Origin of the sequence: Helicobacter cinaedi PAGU611, from assembly GCF_000284635.1 — a bacterium.
Lineage (GTDB): Bacteria > Campylobacterota > Campylobacteria > Campylobacterales > Helicobacteraceae > Helicobacter_C > Helicobacter_C cinaedi.
The window spans coordinates 742,607-760,402 of the sequence record NC_017761.1 but is presented as its reverse complement, the minus strand read 5'-3'; the positions used below and the strand labels follow the sequence as shown (position 1 = coordinate 760,402).

The following is a 17,796-nucleotide window of genomic DNA, read 5'->3' as shown; positions in this document are numbered from 1 at the left end:
TCAAGACTAGGTATGCCAAATATGGCTATACCCCCCCCCCACCACCAGAAACAGAATCCGCACCATTCTTTTTCAATGCGCGTGTAATATTACGCATAAAGGCATCTTCATCTTTTGGGTGGATATGCTCAAGCACATCAAGAGCATATACCCCATCAAACTCATTCTCACAAGGCTCTTTGGTCAAGTCAAGCACTCTAAGCTCCATATTCTTAGCCCTACCTAGTTCCTTTGCCTGTCCAATAAACAATTCATCAAAATCACTCGCTACAAGTGTGCCAACCCTATCAGCTACGATTTGTGAGTAAAAGGCATCAGCACAGCCAAGCTCTAGCACCTTATCAAGCCCACTCATCATCTTTGAAACAAACTTATAACGAGAAGCACTTATTGCTACACGCACAGGATCGTGCCAATACACATACGATGAGATATAGCCCATATCGCCTTTTTTGCCATCATTATAGGATTCTACGCATTCGTTGAATGTTTTTGTTTTGGATTTAGCGTTTTGCATTTTCACTCCTTTAGATAAAATTAATATGCTTGACTTTTGCTTCTAAAATGTCTTCCAAAAATTCATTAATCGCATTAGGACGACAATTCTTAGGACAAGTCCCAACATCAAGCTTTGTTTCTAAAAAAGTTTTAATTTTGGCTCTTTTCTCACCATTCCATATTTCATAAAAATTCTGCTTATAAATATTGCCATAGACAAATTCCTGCTTATCCCAATAAGGCAGACAAGTCGCCATATCTCCAGCGGAATTTAATGTGGTAATAAAACTGCACCCACGACAATGCTTGTATTGACGCTCTTGATGGGTATTTTCAAAAGCATTCTCTCTAAAAATAACCTTAAAATTATCCGTCTCATATACCTTTGCCCTTGCAACAAGAGAAGCAATCTCTTCAGAATCTAAGTCTTGCTTGGAGCGATATTTTTGTTGCTCATTTTGAAATACAAAAGGCTTAATAGAGATAAAATCCACACCGCATTCCCTAAGTGTCTGCACCCCTTCAAGCAAGGAATCTTTATTTTCTTCAAGCAACACAAACTGCGAACCTAAATCAAGCTCTAGATTCTCTTCTTTGCGTAATTTTGCTGCATAGGCGATATTTTGAATAACTTTACTCATAAGGTTGCCCCCCCCCCCCCGCATTTGGTTTGTGAATCTTGGCATAAGTTTCAGCATTCCCACCATTAAAGCTAAAACGCAAAAACTTTAAATATGGCAACACACCACGGGCTTTCTTTTCACTTAGCATTTCACCATTACTAAACATACCTGCATCTATACCAAGCTCATTTGTTCTTTGCACAAACTCCCCAATATGCGGGTGCAAGAGTGGCTCTCCCTCTCCTGCGTATAATATACTTTTAATACCTAGTCCAAGTGCCTCATCAAGAAAGCTTAAAAATCTCTCTTTATCCAACTTGCGATTTGGATAGTTAATATAATCATATGCACAAAACACACACCTATGATTACATAAGCCAACAGGAGATACTTCCATATATATGGGGTAACAATCCCCATTTTTTGCATACTCCGCAACGCGTTCAAAATGATAATGCAACTTGTGTGAATCTAAAACAAACTTCTTATTCATCATTCTGCCTTTTAGATAAAATTAATATGAGAATTTGGGTGAGAAAGCTCCCACAAATAACGATTGACGGAATCCATACGGCAATTCACCCTACATTGTGATATATTCAGCTTTTCTCGTATAAATTTTGCATTTTCAGCCCGTCTATCGCCCTGCCAAATAGATTCAAAACTTCCACTATTGATATTTCCATAAGCAAACTTTTCCTGTCCTAAATAACAACTACACCCATACACATCGCCATTTGAAGAAATATATCCCCAAAAATATGGTGTAGAGTAGCATTTCTCATAAGTTTGTTTTGTTTGGAGTTTTTTCATTGTTTGTGCCCTAAACACCACTTGAAATTGCCCATCATTAAGCGTATCAAGCTGCTGCTCCAAAGCAAGATAAGCGGTATAATCAAGCCTTTCATATTCTCTTGTCTTGCTAAATAAATGCTGTGAATAAGGCTTAATCACAAGATAATCAACGCCTATTGCCTTAAGGCGAGAAGCAAGTATAAAAGTGGTATGATAGTTTTGTGGTAAGAGTAGCATTTGTGCTCCAATTGTGCAAGAAGAGCCTTGCTCCTGCCTCAAACGCACAGCCAAGCTCAGATTCTCAAGCACTTTTTCAAAATCCGCCTCTTTAGTGCGATGAATTCTGGCATAGCTTTCTTTGTCCCCAGCATTAAGGCTGACTTTTATCCAACTTGCATATTTAAGTATAGTGGGTAAATTCTTTTCATTTGCCATTACAAAATTTGTAGTGATGCCTACATCAACGCCAGAATCTTTACTTAATGCCACCATTTGCGGTAAATCTTTATGCAAAAATGGCTCTCCCTCCCCAGCAAACATTACACTTTTAACACCAAGTCTCCCCATATCTGCTATTGCCCTAGCATACACATCTACATCAATCTTAATACTCTTATAGCCCATATAATCAACCCCGCAAAAAGTGCAGCGATGATTACAGCCCCCATAGGGTGAGACCTCCACATAAATGGGATAGATAAGCTTTTCTTTTTCCCAATCTCCATACGCCTCTTGCCACTGGCTTACACGCTTAGGATGAAAAAGCAATTTATGAGAATCTATACGAAATTTATCGCTCATTTTTCTATCCCCAAGCCATAATCACCATTTGCAAGGGCATTAGATTCTAAAGGTGTTAAATCCCTTATATGCTTAATATCAACTGAAGTATGACCAAACTCTTGAAAACGATTTGTTTTTACCTTTATATCGCAAGGATTGCAGTGTCCATATACAAAGCAAGGGCGGTATATGTCTTGAATCTGAAACTTTGGATCCAAAATGCTGCCAATAGGTGTGCGAGATTCATATAAATCTGAATGACATCTATACACTCCACCATTTGGGGCGATAAGCAACTCACTTGTTTTGCACTCGCAAAAACGATTGACATTTTGAGAAATTGCCTCTGGATATTTGTATGTCCCGTGCCACTCCTTACCATCAAATCCAAGGTATTCTTTCAACCGAAAATCAATACCTTCTTTTAAACAAATATCTTGAACTTCCTTGATATGTGCAAGATTCTGCGGTGTAGCAACAGAGTAGATTCCTACATAAAACCCAGCGTCACGCATTTTATGATGCTTTTGTATCAAATCTTCTATCTTATTTTGCCCGGGGTGATAACTCACACGAATGGCGGCATATTTTGCATCACGGGTAAATTTTGAAGCTGGAATCTTGTCTATAAATTCATCGACATTAAACATAAAATTTGTAAGTAAATCAAGCTTAAACTTATTTGGAATCCCATTTACAAGCGTATAAAAACCTTTATAGGTGGTAGGCTCTCCACCTTGCAAGGTTAGTGGCATATCCTCACGCCACACTCCATTTTTATCATAAAGCTCTAATCGTGCAATAAAATCCAGCCACTTCTCCGGCTCAATATGATTGCGGATAACACTTTTTCTACTAGAATTCGCTTCGTTGAGATTAATACAATATGGGCAAGAAAGATTACAATGAAGCGTGAGAAACAAAGCTACATAATTGTATGTGGGGGGGGGGGGGTAATAATACTTTTATTCTCAAGTTGTATCATAACAAACACCTTTTAAACTAAAAAATAACCTAATGGTGGAGTGTAGGGGGGTCGAACCCCTGACCTCAACGCTGCCAGCGTTGCACTCTCCCAACTGAGCTAACACCCCAAAAAAATAAAGAAACTTTCAAAAAAACATCGCAAAAAAGGACAAATTTACCAAACAAGCAGAATCTCGCAACCAAAAAGAGACTAACATTGTGCCAAATTGTTGCTTAAATCCATCTTATTTAGCTCGTGGTAGTGTTTAAGATACACTTCCTGCATACTCACTTCAAGCTTTTTATACCAATTTTCATCATCAAAGTCTGGTGTAAAAGCCTCCATAAGCACCACTCTAGCCTTATTTGTTTCAATAGACAAAGGCGAAGTATTATACAACTTACGCGTGTTAATAAGCACCACAGGCTGGATTCTAAGCTTCAACTTAGAAGCTAGAATCCTAGCCCCGGGCTTAAAAGGCAAAAACTTCTCTCCCCCCTTACTTCTCGTGCCTTCTGGAAAAATAGCAATAGGGCGATTTTGTGCTAGTGCCTTCTTAGCTTCTTTTAGCAAAAATACAATCCCATTCTTATCTTCCCTATCAATCAAAATCATATCAGGAGCTTTGAGTGCGTGTCCATAAAGTGGAATCTCGCCAAGCTGTTTTTTAGCTACCCAGCACAAATTAGCCGGATGGAAGCCTTCAAAGTAAATGATATCCGTAACACTTTGATGATTCATCGCCAAAAGCTGTGCATCCTTATCGTAGTCCCCCACACGCTCAACCGATAAACCATTTAAGCTAAAAAACCAACGACACTGCCGTCTAGCCCACCTACCATTTTCCTTAAAACGCGTCAAATAAATCTGTGCGATAATAATAGGCAGATACAACGCAATGGAGAGTGTCGCAAAAATCGCTCTAGTTTTTGCCCACATATTCTTTCCTTATCCAGCCAACTTTAGAATCTATAATAATCTTATAATACTCCTCATACTCGCCTATAATATCCACTTTTGTGGGTGTTTTGACCACTTCCATAATCGTAGAATTATGCGATGGGATAATGCTAATATTCGCCCCAGTTTGCACCACACCTGAAGTCGCACTAAAAAAGATATTGTATACCAACAATAAAAGAAGCGCAACAAGCACAACGAGACTTATCTTACGGATTTTTTTAAACACAACCCACACTAAAACCACAAAAACGATAAGCCCACCAAGCAATAGATTCTTAAACATCAAAAAAGTATTGCGTGGTTTAATATCCCCGCCCTCATCAATGCTGTTACGCGTGAGATTAATAGGCAGAGTGATATTCACAAACTGCTTTTTACTCAAACTAAAATAATCAAACGACAAAGAACGCAAAGCCTTATCTAGCACAACATAATAGATTCCATAAGTTACACCATCAACCACCTTGCTATCTTCCAAGCCCTGCTTGGCATACTGCCCTATTTTCATACTTTGAAGTGTGCCGCCTCTGCTTTCAATTTGAAAAATAACTACATTATTTTGCTCATCATATTCTTTCACACGATAATCCACAACTTCCATTGAATCTGCAATGACATTTGCATAGTTTGGATTATTATTTAGCTCCACAGCCTGAAACTTCGCTCCATTAGCGACCACCTCTTCTTCATAGCTCCCATCAGCTGAAGCTACTTTCACACGCAAAGGGGGCAAGATGACATTTTTACCTTTAATCTTATACACATAAGTATTTTGCAAGATTCCATTGCTACCCTCTTGCCAACTCGCGGATTTATTTTTTAGCTCCACATTATTTTTTTGACTAAAATTTAGAAACTCAACACCCACAAGTTTAGCTTGAGAAAGCAGGGTTAGGCTATACTTTACAGCAATATCCTGCCCCACATACAAGCTTGTATCATTACTTGGAAATTCCACATTGAGATAAGCAATTTTTGAAGGCGTATCAGCATAGGCAAAATTTAGTCCAAAAATAAACAACAACACCCATAAAAGATTTTGAAGCCTACCCATTCTCTAACTCCTTAAACTTCTTTGCTTAAACTTTTTGCAAAAGGTTATCAAGCATCGCCACCCCATCACAGCCACCAAGCACCATTTCAATCGCTCTCTCCGGGTGGGGCATAAGCCCAAAGACATTTTTAGCTTCATCACACACCCCAGCAATTCCGCCAACCGAACCATTAGGATTATCCACATACTCAAGCAGAATCTGCTCATTTGCCTTCAATGCCTCTAAACCACTCTCATCAATAAAATAATTGCCATCGGCGTGTGCAATAGGCAGGGCTATCTCTTGATTTTTAGCATAAGAACGCAGAAAAATATTATTTTTATTCACCACACGCAATGTTTGTATTTTTGAAATAAAGTGCAGATTCTCATTGCGTTTTAAGGCTCCGGGTAGCAATCCCGCTTCGCACAGAATCTGAAAGCCATTGCAGATTCCAAGCACCCTGCCACCTTGCAAAGCATACTCCTTAATCGCTTTCATAATCGGCGAAAATTGTGCAATCGCCCCACAACGCAAATAATCCCCATAGCTAAAGCCACCGGGCACAACCACAAGCTGTGTATCTGCTGGAATCTCACTCTGTTTGTGCCAAAGAATACATACTTCCGCCCCAAGCTTTTCAAAGGCATACTGCGTATCAAACTCGCAATTTGTCCCCGGGAATCTAACCACAGCTACTTTCATTGAACAATCTCAATATTATAATCTTCAATCACAATATTGGTAAGCAACTCTTCACACATATTTTTTGCAATTTCATAGGCTTTATCCGCATTATCTTCTTGCAAATCTAGCAAAATCCCTTTTGAAAGCTTAACACCCTTTAAAGATTCAAATCCGTGTGCATTCAAAGCGTGAAAAATAGCCTTTGCCTGTGGGTCAAGCACCCCATTTTTAAGTGAAACAAGAACTCTAACCTGCATATACTCCCTTTCTTACTCTTAAGATTCTAAAATGCGTTTTAGCACTTCTTCATACGCCACTTTGACACTGCCTAGATTCTGTCTAAATCTATCTTTATCTAGCTTTTGATTTGTCTGCTTATCCCAAAAACGACAGCTATCTGGGCTAATCTCATCAGCCAAAATAATTTTAGAATCTTTATCCCACCCAAATTCAAGCTTAAAATCAACAAGCTTTAAGCCCCTTTTATCAAAAAAATCTCTCAAAATCTCATTTATCTTTCTTGCTTCAGCCTTAAGCACTTCTAGCTCACCTTGCTCTTTGACTAAACCTAGAATCTTACAATGCTCATCATTGATAATAGGATCGCCTAATGCGTCATCTTTGTAATAAAACTCCACCAAAGCAAAAGGCAACACACTCCCTTCACTTATGCCTAAACGCTTTGTGAGTGAGCCTGTGGCAATATTTCGCACAACCACTTCAATGGGAATAATACTCACTTTTTTACAAAGCATATCAATGTCATTTAAGCGTTTGATATAGTGGCTCTCCACGCCATTTTTTGATAAAAGCTCAAAAAGCAAAGAGCTAATTTGACAATTTAAAGCACCTTTGCCAGATTCAACACCTTTTTTCTCGGCATTAAAAGCTGTTAAATCATCTTTAAATTCCGCAATCACCACATTTTCATCACTCGTGGCAAAAAGTTTCTTACCCTTTCCTTCATACAACATTGCTTCTTTTTGCATAGTTCTCCTTTGTTTGACTTGATTTTTATTTTGCTTTATTCGTGCCGAAAGTGCCTATAACACCCCACGCCTTTAATACATCAATGGCAGTTTTAAGCTGAATATCTTGGTATATCATACTCTGTGTAACAAGCTTTTTATCATCTTTTGGAGCTTCAGCTTTGTTTGTTTGCTGATTTGTCTTATCCGCATTTGCCTTATCTAGCTCCCCTTGCAAGTGTCGCTTCAAATCAGATTCTTTAATACTAAAGCTATTTTCATTCTCTGGTGCCACACCCGGATATACGACAATATCTGGGGTAACGCCCACCGCCTGAATCGTCCTGCCACTAGGGAGATAGTATTTGGCAGTTGTGAGCTTTAACCCCTCATTTTGATCCAACTGCATTACCGTTTGCACACTACCTTTTCCAAATGTCTGCTCCCCTATTAGCACCGCTCTTTTATGATCTTGCAACGCCCCTGCGACAATCTCACTTGCACTTGCACTTCCGCCATTTATCAGCACAACCACAGGCACATCTCCATACGATGCACCTTTTGCCTTATATTCAATATTTTCTTGCTTTGTGCGTCCTTTTTGTGAGACAATCACACCACTTTTAATAAACAATCGGCTTAAATCCACCGCTTGATCAAGCACACCACCGGGATTATTACGCAAATCAAGCACAATTCCATCAACTTTCCCCAATTGCTTTAATCCGCTTGTTACATTACGCGTTACATTTTTATCAAATGACGCCACACGCACATACGCAAAGTTACTCTCCTCAATTTTACGCACTTTGACAGAATCTATTTTGATAATATCACGCACGATATTAAACACCAAAGGCTTAGATTCTCCCTTACGAACAATTGTAAGCTCTACCTTTGACTTAGGCGCACCACGCATAAGATTCACCGCATCATCAATACTCATATCAATGGTGCTTTGATCATTTACTTTGATAATCACATCGCCGCTTTTTAGCCCAGCCTTATCGCCGGGTGTATCATCAACAGGTGCAATAACGGTCAATGCACCATCTTTTAACCCAACGGTGATACCAATCCCGCCAAACTCGCCATCGGTATTTGCACGCAAATCATCAAATTTCTTTTTGTTTAAATAGTTTGAATGTGCGTCCAAATTGCTTAAAAGCCCATCAATAGCCTTATCTACAATCTCATCAAAACTCAACTCATCAACATAATATTCCTCCACAATCCCCATAATACGGCGGAGTTTTTTAAAAGATTCTACCTTATTGACTTCTTGCACTTTTGGCTTTGACTTTTGAGCCTCATCGGCTGATAGCCCAACAAATAAAGCCGAACTTATTAGCAATGATGCAATGATACCCGCCAAAACAACACGCGATTTACTCATCATAATTATGCCTTTAGTGATTGATTGTTTTTGGATTTTACAAAAGCTGTATTCTACCCAAAAAAATATATATATTCCTAACAGATTCTACTTTAAGCAAGATCCTCTCCAAAATGCTATCGTTGATTAAGATGTTAAAGACTGACTTAAACAGAATCTAAGCTAAGCCTAATAAAAGATTGTGCGTCCTTTCATATCAGTAAAAAATCGCTCTCTTTTGTTCCCTAGTTTCTTACACGCATTACGCACAAACTCTTCATTGATAATCTCCTTATCCTGCACATCACATAAAAAATCCTGAATCACATTGCGATTAATAAACACCGGCAAATACCCAACCCCTGCTCTACTCATAATGCCCAAAAACACGCCATTTTTATCATAAAATGCCCTGCCATAGGTAAATTCCTCATAAGAATCCCGCCCCATCTCAAAGCCATACACCTGCTCAACCCTTCTATCAAAGTCATAATATGTTGCAAATTTGGTGAGCTTCAAACTCTGCTGAATAAACACAAATTCATCATCAAGATAAGGATAATATACCTCTGTCTGTAGCTTAATCCTAACACTTGAAGCAAAAACATTTACCCCAAAATGTTTGTAGATTCTATCTTGATAATAGCTCTTTATGGGACGCATTTGACAATAGCTATCCACATATTTTGCCACCTTTAGAAGTGCAAGTCCCGAATCTAAGTCTATTGCCTTAATGCTAAGCTGTGCCACGCACATTATATTTGCATTAAAATCATCTTGCATCTTTGCATAAATCTTTGTGGGGGTAATTGTGCCATCGTAGATGACTTCCGAAGATGTAATATAAAAGCCGTTTTTCAGCAATGTCCCCAAACCCTTTTTAAACGACCCATCATTAAAAGAAGATTCAATAATGGCTGTGCTGTAAATCCAATCGGGCAATTTTGGGAGCTTCATATCTCGTGGGGAAATGCCTTGAGATTGTGGATTATGAGATGTGGAAAGTGTGTTAGAATGAGAATCTTTGCCACTATGATTTTTTGTATCTTGTGGCATAAAAAGCTTTTGTGGGCTTTCATACCCCTCCATAACTTCTTGCAGAGAATCTTCGGAGCCATAAAGCAAGGCAGGATTCACCATATACATTAAAGCCACAAATATGGTAAAAACAACACCCTGCCTAAACACCGCCAACACCTTTCATTGAAATATTATTAAACTAATATCGGTAAAATCCCCACACTTTCTACATTACAATGTAGAATCTGTATCAAAGCCAATATCGGCTTTCATTCTATAAATCTTAAATAACCTTAAGGAGCAAACAATGTTTAGAGAGGAACTCAAAGTATTTGATGTAAATCAAGATGAGCTAGAAAAGCTACAATATGCTTTCATAGCGGTAAAATCACCAAATGGAGAGGGCAAAGGCACAATGACCTTAAAACTCTTTAATACCGATGCACCACAGAGTGTTACAAATTTCGCCACTCTAGCCCAAAGTGGATTCTACAATGGTTTAACCTTTCATCGTGTGATACAAGGCTTTGTCGCACAGGGCGGTTGTCCTATCGGTAATGGCACAGGCGGACCGGGATATAGAATCAAATGTGAGCTAGATAACAATCCACACAAGCACAAAAAAGGTGTGCTATCAATGGCACACGCTGGTAGAGACACCGGCGGTAGCCAGTTTTTTATCTGCTTTGCCCAGCAACCTCACCTTGATGGAGAGCATACCGTTTTTGGTGGAATTGAAACGGGAGATTTAGAATCTTTTAAGGTGCTTGATAGCATTAAGCAAGGGGATATTATAGAATCTATTAGCATTGCTTCATCACGCTAGATTTTCATCTCTAGCGGCACATTTTAAGACATCATAAGGAATCAAATGAAAGCTGTTTTTCCTCTTGCTTTAATTTCTAGTCTGCGGTTTTTTGGACTTTTTATTGTTTTGCCTATCATTGGGCTTTATACTGATGAGTTTCACACCACGGCGTTTTTGGCTGGACTTGCCGCTGGTGGCTATGCCTTAACGCAAATCATTTTTCAAACACCCTTTGGAATCTGGAGTGATAAATACAACCGCAAACATATCGTAGGTATTGGGTTTTTTATCTTTTTATTTGGCTCTTTGGTTTGTGCGTTTGCGGAAAATATCACTATGCTTATTATTGGACGATTCTTGCAGGGAGCGGGGGCTGTTGGCGGTGTGGTGAGTGCGCAAATTGCCGATTTAGTCAAAGAAGAAGAACGCAACAAAGCAATGGCGATTATGGGAGCTGGGATTTTCATAAGCTTTGTTTTAGCTATGCTTCTAAGCCCCATTGTGGCAAGCACCTTTGGGCTGAATGCCCTATTTCTCATCACAAGTGCCTTTTGTGTGCTGTCCTTGCTTATTTTATATTGGAAAGTCCCTGATACACCAAGTGTAAAATATCACTTCAATGACACGGATACAAGCAATGTGCTAAAGGATAAGAATCTGCTGATTATGAATCTCAGTGCATTTTTGCAGAAGTTTTTAATGATTTTTGCCTTTGTATGTATAAGCCTTGCTTTAACACATCATTTTAATTTAACAGAAGGGGATTTATGGAAAGTCTATGCTCCTGCGGCACTTGTAGGCGTTTTTGCGATGGGTCCTTCATCAATCTTTGCACAAAAAAAGGGGCAGTTTAAAGCCGTTATGCTTTTTGGAATCTTTGCTTTTGTGTTGTCTTACTTCCTTATGGCATTTGCCACACCACAAGAAAACCTTTTGCTTTTTGCTGCGGGGGTTTTAGTCTTTTTTATCGGCTTTGCTATCCACGAGCCTATTATGCAATCCCTTGCTAGTCGCTATCCTAAAGCTCATCAAAAAGGTGCAGCCCTTGGTGTTTTTACCACACTTGGCTATGTGGGTTCAGCCCTTGGCGGAATGTGCGGTGGGTGGCTGTATGAAGAGATAGGATTGTTTCATCTTTCACTTATCATTGCTGCGGTATGTGTGGTATGGGCTGTTATTTTGGCAATATTTCTTACAAATCCTGCAAATCATCAAAATATCTATCTCCCATTAAAAGATTCTATCACTCAAGCACTGCCTAAGCTAGAGCAGATTCAAGGCGTGATTGAATTTTACATTAATGAAAATGAGAATCTTGCTATCATTAAATATGACGCTACACTTACAAATGAAGCACAGATTTTAAAAACTCTTAATGTGGAGCAACCGTAAATGGAATTTTATGAAAAAATCATTATCGCTTTAGTGATGGGGACATACCTTTGCTTTCTTATCTATCAAAATAGAGATTATTTCACAAAGAAAAAGTCTAAAACCGATGATGAGCCTATCTATATAAAAGCAGAAGATGGTAGTAAAGATTATATAGAAATAACATTGCCTAAGGATTCACATAAGGTGTTCCTGCGGTATTGGAGAGATGAAGAAAAGAGATTTGAAACACACACAATGTCTTATGATGAGTTTGTGGAAAAGTGGGGGGATATTCACAAAGAGCATAGGTTGAAAACTCCCCCAAACACAAAGGAATAAAATGTATAACGCTACGCATATCACTAATGCTAAAATCCAAAAATGGAGTGTAGATTCTAGTTTTAGAGCAGAATCTCAAGGGGATTTTGTGAAATCTGCAGATTCCAGTGCGGATTCTAGTGGGGATTGCAAAAAAAGCTCTAAGACGAAAGAAGCACCAAAAATCAGCAAAAAAATCCTAAGCCTTGTAGGCAAGACAAATGCACAATACAATCTCATCAAAGAGGGCGATAAGGTGCTTTTAGGCTTAAGCGGTGGGAAAGATTCTATCCTTTTAGCCACGATTTTAGCCTATATGCAAAGACACGCACCCTTTAAGTTTGAGTTTAAGGCTTTAACCGTGGATTATGGTAGGGGTGGAGAATATGAATATATTTTTGAATATTGTGAAAAGCTAGGCATTCCCTATGAGCTATACCGCACGGATATTTATGAGATTTTAGAGCAGAATAAAAGAGAGGGGACGATTTATTGTAGCTTTTGCTCTCGTATGCGGCGTGGGGCGTTATACAGCAAAGCCTTAGAGTATGGCTATAACAAACTCGCTTTAGCACATCATTTAGATGATGCGGCGGAGAGCTTTTTTATGAATCTCACTTATAATGGAGCTATGCGGTCTATGCCGCCTATTTATCGTGCGGAGAATGGGCTAGAAGTGATACGCCCTTTGATTTTTATGCGTGAGCGGCAGATTATTGATTTTATCGCAAGTAATGGCATCTACATTGCACCTGATTGCAATTGCCCCATTAACTGGCTAGATTCTGATAAAAAGCCTTATGCAAGGGAAGCCACAAAGCAGTTTTTAAAAAATATGGAAAGTGAAAATCCAAACTTTTTCAAATCTCTAAAAAATGCCTTTAGCAACATTCACGCCGGAAGTTTCTGCGACACAAACTATCTTAATATTTAAATTAGCAAAATCATTATACAATGTGGCGTTTCATCTTTTGAAGTAGGAGCAAAGGCTTTGAGTATCAAATCAATTACACTTGCTAGAATCTATGAAATGCACGGACTGAAAGAAGACGCGTTAAAAATCTATCGCGAGATTCTACTCCAAGAGCCGAATAACAAAGACGCACAACAAGCCATAAAATACCTTATGCTTACACAAAATAACTTCCCGCAAGTTAATGAAATGCGTAAAGAGCAATTCCTTAACCCACAATCCCAAGATGAAACAATCCAATTTCAAAGGTGGCTTTTCCAATGGAACTCAAAGATTTAATACTTGAAACGATTAATGAACTCTCACATCTATCTTTCACGCAAGATTCACAAGCTAAACCCATAGAATTAGCAGAAACTTTTCATACCTTTGATAGCCCATTCACTCCACCCCTTGCTGAAAATCCTATTACTGAAATGCCCCACTCCACGCATAAAAGTGCTGAATCCTTAAAAGAAGAATGCGAGTTTTTAGAAGGTTTGCAGGAGCGACTTTTGGTGCTTTTTGAAGGACTAAAGGCAGAGCATAATCAAAATATAGAATCTGCTCTGCGTATCACAACCCACTTCCTTGAACATCAGCTGAATGTGATTCAAGAGCGTTTAGAACTCCTAAAAAAATAATTATATTTTAATTTGTATATTGTTTTTACAAGATTGTTAATCATCATTAAATTATTGTTTAACAATGCCCTTTAGAATTCTCCCAGCCTTTAGCCTGAATGAGATAGGGCGAGGTGATGGATTAACCATTGTGAGCATCATCTCAAAGGAGATTATCCCCCTCCAACTTCCTCCTTGTTTCCCTAGATGCTCACACCGATGACAACTAAACCTTTATTGAGCTGCTCAAGCCCCCACTTGAGCGGTTTCTTTCTCTCCTTTGACAATCCCAAAACAATACTTAAGCTATCTAAAAAGTGTTTTGTTATACAATCCCTAACTTTTTTACCACAATTAAAGGTTACACAATGCTAGAAGTTTTAATGATTGAAGATGATGTAGAATTAGCAGAAATTATCACAGGCTTTTTGAAACAATATGATATGAATGTTACTAATTATGATGAGCCATACACCGGAATGAGTGCGGTTAATGCGAAACATTTTGATGTTTTGCTCCTTGATTTGACTTTGCCTAATCTTGATGGCTTAGAAGTGTGCAAACGCGTAGCAAAGCAAAATAGCATTCCTATTATCGTATCCTCCGCACGAAGCGATGTTGATGATAAGGTTGAAGCCCTTAAAAGCGGTGCAGATGACTATATCTCAAAGCCCTATGACCCAAAGGAGCTAGTGGCTAGAATCCAATCGCTCCTTAGACGCTACAATAAAAAGAGTATTAAAGAGCAAGATAAGGAAAAAGATAGCGTATTTAAGATTGACAAATACAGCCGCCAAGTATTTTTCAAAGACAAAAAGCTAGAGCTTACCCGTGCGGAATATGAGATTCTCACTCTACTTATCAGCAAAAAAGGGCATGTATTTTCACGCGAAGCCATCGCTATTGAATCTGAATCTATTAACCCTGAAAGCTCAAATAAAAGCATTGATGTCATCATAGGACGCCTCCGCTCCAAAATAGAGGAAAACCCAAAGCAACCCCAATACATCATCTCCGTGCGTGGTGTTGGCTACAAGCTTGAAGCATAGGGTATTCTATGCTTTCCTTTCGGCACTCTATCTTTTTTAAAATCATCATTTTGTTTCTTTGTGCGTTGCTAAGTTTTTTTGCTATCTCTTACTACTTTATCCAAGATCATATAGAAAATGAGAATCTTTTATCCGAGCTGCGATACTCACAATTCACCACAACAATCAACGAAATAATGCAATATGGTGGCAATATCCAAATCATCAAGCAATATCTTCAAACAATGCAATTTGTGCCGGTGGAAGAAGAAGAGATTAAACGCGTTTTGCAAGAGATTAACAAGCTCCCCACAGACTTTGAAGGCGTATTTGCAAAGGCAATCAACACCCAAAATGGCATTTATATCCTGCTTGAAACGCACAATGAAACTACACTCTATAAAGACAACTCCCGCAAATCTTATGAGGATTTTTACATTATCACGCTTATTGGTATTATCCTTTTAACCTTTGTGTTTTTCATCGTCCTAAAAAGCCTAATGCCCCTTAAGATTCTAAAAGGGCAGATTAAGCAATTTGCCGATGGTGCTTTTACCCCGCAATATAGGCAAAATACAAAAGATGAGATTGGTGAGCTATATTGTGAGTTTCACAAAGCGTCAAATAAAATTAAAAGCTTAAATGAATCTCGCTCCTTACTTTTACGCTCCATTATGCACGAACTAAAAACGCCCATCACAAAAGGGCGAATTGTGGCTGAAATGGTGGAAAATGACAGCCAAAAACAGCAGCTTTGCTCCGCCTTTATGCGTCTTAATGACCTAATCAACGAATTTGCAAAGATTGAGAAAATCAACTCCAAAAGCTACCATATCAACAAGCAAGAGTTTCTCTTATACGATCTTATTCATCACACTGAAGAAATGCTCCTTATCCACGATTCTAGCCCCATTACGCTAGAGAGCGAAAATGCCCTTATCAAAGCGGATTTTGACCTTTTTGCTATTGCATTAAAAAATCTCCTTGATAATGCCATAAAATACAGTGCAGATGGCAAAGTGCGTGTCTATACTAAAAATGACAAGCTCTACACTAGCTCTAAGGGTGAAGCCTTGCAATATCCGCTAGAAGACTACTTCAAGCCCTATTTCAAAAATGAAAAGTCCCCACAATCGCAAGGCTTTGGCTTAGGAATGTATATCATCAAAAATACCCTTGATAATCAAGGCTTTGACTTTAGCTACAAATACGAAGATGGTTGTAATGTTTTCATCATTCATCATTGTGTGGTGGAAAACTACTGCCCCATTAAACCCAAAAAAGGAGATTAAATGTTTAGACGACTAAAACGCACACGCCTAAAAGCCCCTATGCGAGAGCTTGTAAGAGAAACTAGATTACATAAGCAGGATTTTATCTATCCGCTTTTTGTGATTGAAGGGCAAAATGTCAAAAATGAAATCCCCTCTATGCCAGATGTGTTTCAACTAAGCGTTGATAATATCCTTAAAGAATGCGAGGAATTACTCAATATTGGCATATACCATATTCTCCTTTTTGGTTTGCCAAGCCACAAAGATTCTTGTGGAAGCGAGGCTTTGAGTGATAAAAGCATTATCCCACAAGCCATAAAAGCCATAAAAAAACATTTTCCGCAGATGATTATCACACTTGATTTATGCTTTTGTGAATACACAGACCACGGACATTGTGGAATCTTAGATAAGAATCTTAATAGTGTAGATAATGACGCCACACTTGAGATTCTAGGGCAACAAGCCTTAGTCCTTGCAAGTTGCGGTGGGGATATGATAGCCCCAAGTGCGATGATGGACGGAATGGTAAGCACAATACGCACCTATTTAGATAAAGGCGGATTCTCTCATATCCCCATTATGAGCTACTCTACTAAATTTGCAAGTGGCTATTATGGACCATTCCGCGATGTGGCAAACTCCGCTCCAAGCTTTGGCGATAGAAACTCTTATCAGCAAGATAGTGCTAATCGCAGGGAAGCTATTTTAGAGAGCCTAACCGATGAAGCTGAAGGAGCGGATATTTTAATGGTAAAACCAGCCCTAGCCTATTTAGACATTGTGCGTGATATTCGCGACCGCACTTTGCTGCCTTTAGCTGTGTATAATGTTAGCGGGGAGTATGCTATGCTAAAACACGCGCAAAAAGCCAATCTTATTGACTATGAACGCGTTTTATTTGAAACACTCACAGGCTTTAAGCGTGCGGGAGCGGATATTATCATTAGCTATCACACTAAAGAGATAGCTAAACTTCTTTAGAATCTTAAGGGCTTACCTTGCTAGATTCTAGCCCTAATCAATGCCTAGCAGTTTCTACTTCCCCAGCCACATCTCAAACTTTTATACCCGATACTTTTGTGCCAATGTATGCCCTACCCGCAGAAATTACCCTTTTCACACAATACGCACTCAAATCCAAAGCCTATATAGAATTTGGCTGTGGCGGTAGCACATTTTTACTCTGTTATCTTACACAAGCACAAATCTTTAGCGTGGAATCTAACCCTGCTTTTATCAATGAGCTATCCCAAAATAGCCTTATCCAAAACGCCCTTGCCCACAATCGCTTGAGATTCTATCCCATTAACATCGGCGAAGTGCAAAAGTGGGGCTTCCCAAAAGATGAGAGCCAAAGACATAGCTTTCCACTCTATTCCCAAAGTATCTTTGTCAGTCTAGATTCTACACTCCGCTCACAGATTGATACGATCTTTATTGATGGGCGGTTTCGCGTGGCGTGTGCTTTGAATGCGATTTTATATTGTCCGCAAAGTATCATTATTATCCACGACTTTTTTAACCGCCCTCATTATCATATCTTGCTTGATTTTTTAGAATGTATAGATTCCGCTAATAACCTTGGAATCTTTCAGGCAAAGCCCACACCAAATAAACAAACCATTTATAAGCTTTTAGAGTATTATCAGTTTGACCCAATGTAAAAGCCTTTAAATTTCCCTAAATATTGAATAATCCGCCAA

22 protein-coding genes and 1 tRNA gene are annotated in these 17,796 nt (G+C 38.9%); 10 read left to right on the top strand and 13 right to left on the bottom strand.

Going from position 1 to position 17,796, the window contains the following annotated elements:
- Positions 1-25: 25 nt before the first annotated feature.
- The 13 genes from HCN_RS03855 to HCN_RS03795 form a co-directional block, all read right to left on the bottom strand.
- Positions 26-517 (bottom strand): class I SAM-dependent methyltransferase, encoded by a 492-nt coding sequence (locus tag HCN_RS03855; protein ID WP_002956894.1) that lies wholly within the window; start codon positions 515-517, stop codon positions 26-28.
- Positions 518-527: 10 nt separating this feature from the next.
- A complete protein-coding gene (locus tag HCN_RS03850) occupies positions 528-1,139 on the bottom strand; it encodes an SPASM domain-containing protein (protein ID WP_002956895.1) in 612 nt (203 codons plus the stop codon).
- Entirely contained in the window at positions 1,132-1,614 is a 483-nt protein-coding gene (locus HCN_RS03845; protein WP_110580756.1) for a radical SAM protein, read from the bottom strand. Before HCN_RS03845 ends, HCN_RS03850 begins: the two co-directional genes overlap by 8 nt.
- An 11-nt stretch (positions 1,615-1,625) precedes the next feature.
- Complete coding sequence (locus tag HCN_RS03840; RefSeq protein ID WP_002956896.1) at positions 1,626-2,717, bottom strand: radical SAM protein; 1,092 nt, start codon at positions 2,715-2,717, stop codon at positions 1,626-1,628.
- On the bottom strand, positions 2,714-3,622 hold the full coding sequence (locus HCN_RS03835; protein WP_014666602.1) for a radical SAM protein: 909 nt from the start codon (positions 3,620-3,622) through the stop codon (positions 2,714-2,716). Before HCN_RS03835 ends, HCN_RS03840 begins: the two co-directional genes overlap by 4 nt.
- A gap of 95 nt (positions 3,623-3,717) precedes the next feature.
- A tRNA-Ala gene (locus HCN_RS03830) sits at positions 3,718-3,793 on the bottom strand.
- Positions 3,794-3,876: 83 nt separating this feature from the next.
- Positions 3,877-4,605 carry a 1-acylglycerol-3-phosphate O-acyltransferase gene (locus HCN_RS03825; protein WP_002956898.1) on the bottom strand — a complete coding sequence of 243 codons (729 nt, stop codon included), beginning with the start codon at positions 4,603-4,605 and terminating at the stop codon, positions 3,877-3,879.
- On the bottom strand, positions 4,589-5,683 hold the full coding sequence (locus HCN_RS03820) for an SH3 domain-containing protein (protein WP_014666601.1): 1,095 nt from the start codon (positions 5,681-5,683) through the stop codon (positions 4,589-4,591). Before HCN_RS03820 ends, HCN_RS03825 begins: the two co-directional genes overlap by 17 nt.
- 25 nt (positions 5,684-5,708) lie before the next feature.
- Entirely contained in the window at positions 5,709-6,368 is a 660-nt protein-coding gene (gene purQ, locus HCN_RS03815; RefSeq protein WP_014667543.1) for a phosphoribosylformylglycinamidine synthase subunit PurQ, read from the bottom strand.
- Positions 6,365-6,607: a phosphoribosylformylglycinamidine synthase subunit PurS gene (gene purS, locus HCN_RS03810; protein ID WP_014666600.1), complete on the bottom strand. Its 243-nt coding sequence runs from the start codon at positions 6,605-6,607 to the stop codon at positions 6,365-6,367. The genes purQ and purS overlap by 4 nt, the downstream gene beginning before the upstream one ends.
- Positions 6,608-6,625: 18 nt before the next feature.
- The gene (gene purC, locus HCN_RS03805; protein WP_002956902.1) at positions 6,626-7,339 is read right to left on the bottom strand and encodes a phosphoribosylaminoimidazolesuccinocarboxamide synthase; all 714 of its coding nucleotides are present in this window, start codon (positions 7,337-7,339) and stop codon (positions 6,626-6,628) included.
- Between the two features lie 25 nt (positions 7,340-7,364).
- The gene (locus HCN_RS03800; RefSeq protein WP_014666599.1) at positions 7,365-8,717 is read right to left on the bottom strand and encodes a S41 family peptidase; all 1,353 of its coding nucleotides are present in this window, start codon (positions 8,715-8,717) and stop codon (positions 7,365-7,367) included.
- 165 nt (positions 8,718-8,882) lie between these two features.
- Positions 8,883-9,881, bottom strand: coding sequence for a hypothetical protein (locus HCN_RS03795; protein ID WP_231900544.1), 999 nt, complete (start codon positions 9,879-9,881; stop codon positions 8,883-8,885).
- Between the two features lie 139 nt (positions 9,882-10,020).
- Between HCN_RS03795 and HCN_RS03790 the strand changes: the two genes are divergently transcribed.
- From HCN_RS03790 to HCN_RS03745, 10 genes are all read left to right on the top strand, one after another.
- Positions 10,021-10,539: a peptidylprolyl isomerase gene (locus HCN_RS03790; protein ID WP_014666597.1), complete on the top strand. Its 519-nt coding sequence runs from the start codon at positions 10,021-10,023 to the stop codon at positions 10,537-10,539.
- A 45-nt stretch (positions 10,540-10,584) separates the two neighbouring features.
- The gene (locus HCN_RS03785) at positions 10,585-11,913 is read left to right on the top strand and encodes an MFS transporter (protein WP_002956906.1); all 1,329 of its coding nucleotides are present in this window, start codon (positions 10,585-10,587) and stop codon (positions 11,911-11,913) included.
- Positions 11,914-12,234: a hypothetical protein gene (locus tag HCN_RS03780; protein WP_014666596.1), complete on the top strand. Its 321-nt coding sequence runs from the start codon at positions 11,914-11,916 to the stop codon at positions 12,232-12,234.
- A 1-nt stretch (position 12,235) separates the two neighbouring features.
- Positions 12,236-13,147 carry a tRNA 2-thiocytidine biosynthesis TtcA family protein gene (locus HCN_RS03775; protein WP_014666595.1) on the top strand — a complete coding sequence of 304 codons (912 nt, stop codon included), beginning with the start codon at positions 12,236-12,238 and terminating at the stop codon, positions 13,145-13,147.
- Positions 13,148-13,204: 57 nt separating this feature from the next.
- On the top strand, positions 13,205-13,465 hold the full coding sequence (locus HCN_RS03770; protein WP_002956909.1) for a hypothetical protein: 261 nt from the start codon (positions 13,205-13,207) through the stop codon (positions 13,463-13,465).
- Positions 13,447-13,809, top strand: a complete 363-nt coding sequence (locus HCN_RS03765; RefSeq protein ID WP_014666594.1) for a CiaD-like domain-containing protein — start codon at positions 13,447-13,449, stop codon at positions 13,807-13,809. Before HCN_RS03770 ends, HCN_RS03765 begins: the two co-directional genes overlap by 19 nt.
- Before the next feature lie 347 nt (positions 13,810-14,156).
- Positions 14,157-14,837, top strand: coding sequence for an acid response regulator transcription factor ArsR (gene arsR / locus HCN_RS03760; protein ID WP_034548291.1), 681 nt, complete (start codon positions 14,157-14,159; stop codon positions 14,835-14,837).
- Between the two features lie 8 nt (positions 14,838-14,845).
- Complete coding sequence (locus HCN_RS03755; protein WP_002956912.1) at positions 14,846-16,108, top strand: ArsS family sensor histidine kinase; 1,263 nt, start codon at positions 14,846-14,848, stop codon at positions 16,106-16,108.
- Positions 16,109-17,074 carry a porphobilinogen synthase gene (gene hemB / locus HCN_RS03750; RefSeq protein ID WP_014666593.1) on the top strand — a complete coding sequence of 322 codons (966 nt, stop codon included), beginning with the start codon at positions 16,109-16,111 and terminating at the stop codon, positions 17,072-17,074.
- A 17-nt stretch (positions 17,075-17,091) separates the two neighbouring features.
- A complete protein-coding gene (locus HCN_RS03745) occupies positions 17,092-17,757 on the top strand; it encodes a hypothetical protein (protein ID WP_014666592.1) in 666 nt (221 codons plus the stop codon).
- Positions 17,758-17,796 lie beyond the last annotated feature (39 nt).

Bases quoted from the DNA above. Each gene is read 5' to 3' on its own strand.
- HCN_RS03845 (WP_110580756.1), bottom strand. From the start codon at position 1,614: ATGAATAAGAAGTTTGTTTTAGATTCACACAAGTTGCATTATCATTTT.
- purC (WP_002956902.1), bottom strand. From the start codon at position 7,339: ATGCAAAAAGAAGCAATGTTGTATGAAGGAAAGGGTAAGAAACTTTTT.
- HCN_RS03785 (WP_002956906.1), top strand. From the start codon at position 10,585: ATGAAAGCTGTTTTTCCTCTTGCTTTAATTTCTAGTCTGCGGTTTTTT.
- HCN_RS03800 (WP_014666599.1), bottom strand. From the start codon at position 8,717: ATGATGAGTAAATCGCGTGTTGTTTTGGCGGGTATCATTGCATCATTG.
- arsR (WP_034548291.1), top strand. From the start codon at position 14,157: ATGCTAGAAGTTTTAATGATTGAAGATGATGTAGAATTAGCAGAAATT.
- HCN_RS03780 (WP_014666596.1), top strand. From the start codon at position 11,914: ATGGAATTTTATGAAAAAATCATTATCGCTTTAGTGATGGGGACATAC.
- hemB (WP_014666593.1), top strand. From the start codon at position 16,109: ATGTTTAGACGACTAAAACGCACACGCCTAAAAGCCCCTATGCGAGAG.
- HCN_RS03850 (WP_002956895.1), bottom strand. From the start codon at position 1,139: ATGAGTAAAGTTATTCAAAATATCGCCTATGCAGCAAAATTACGCAAA.
- HCN_RS03820 (WP_014666601.1), bottom strand. From the start codon at position 5,683: ATGGGTAGGCTTCAAAATCTTTTATGGGTGTTGTTGTTTATTTTTGGA.
- HCN_RS03765 (WP_014666594.1), top strand. From the start codon at position 13,447: ATGGAACTCAAAGATTTAATACTTGAAACGATTAATGAACTCTCACAT.
- HCN_RS03840 (WP_002956896.1), bottom strand. From the start codon at position 2,717: ATGAGCGATAAATTTCGTATAGATTCTCATAAATTGCTTTTTCATCCT.
- purQ (WP_014667543.1), bottom strand. From the start codon at position 6,368: ATGAAAGTAGCTGTGGTTAGATTCCCGGGGACAAATTGCGAGTTTGAT.
- HCN_RS03755 (WP_002956912.1), top strand. From the start codon at position 14,846: ATGCTTTCCTTTCGGCACTCTATCTTTTTTAAAATCATCATTTTGTTT.
- purS (WP_014666600.1), bottom strand. From the start codon at position 6,607: ATGCAGGTTAGAGTTCTTGTTTCACTTAAAAATGGGGTGCTTGACCCA.
- HCN_RS03775 (WP_014666595.1), top strand. From the start codon at position 12,236: ATGTATAACGCTACGCATATCACTAATGCTAAAATCCAAAAATGGAGT.
- HCN_RS03825 (WP_002956898.1), bottom strand. From the start codon at position 4,605: ATGTGGGCAAAAACTAGAGCGATTTTTGCGACACTCTCCATTGCGTTG.
- HCN_RS03855 (WP_002956894.1), bottom strand. From the start codon at position 517: ATGCAAAACGCTAAATCCAAAACAAAAACATTCAACGAATGCGTAGAA.
- HCN_RS03790 (WP_014666597.1), top strand. From the start codon at position 10,021: ATGTTTAGAGAGGAACTCAAAGTATTTGATGTAAATCAAGATGAGCTA.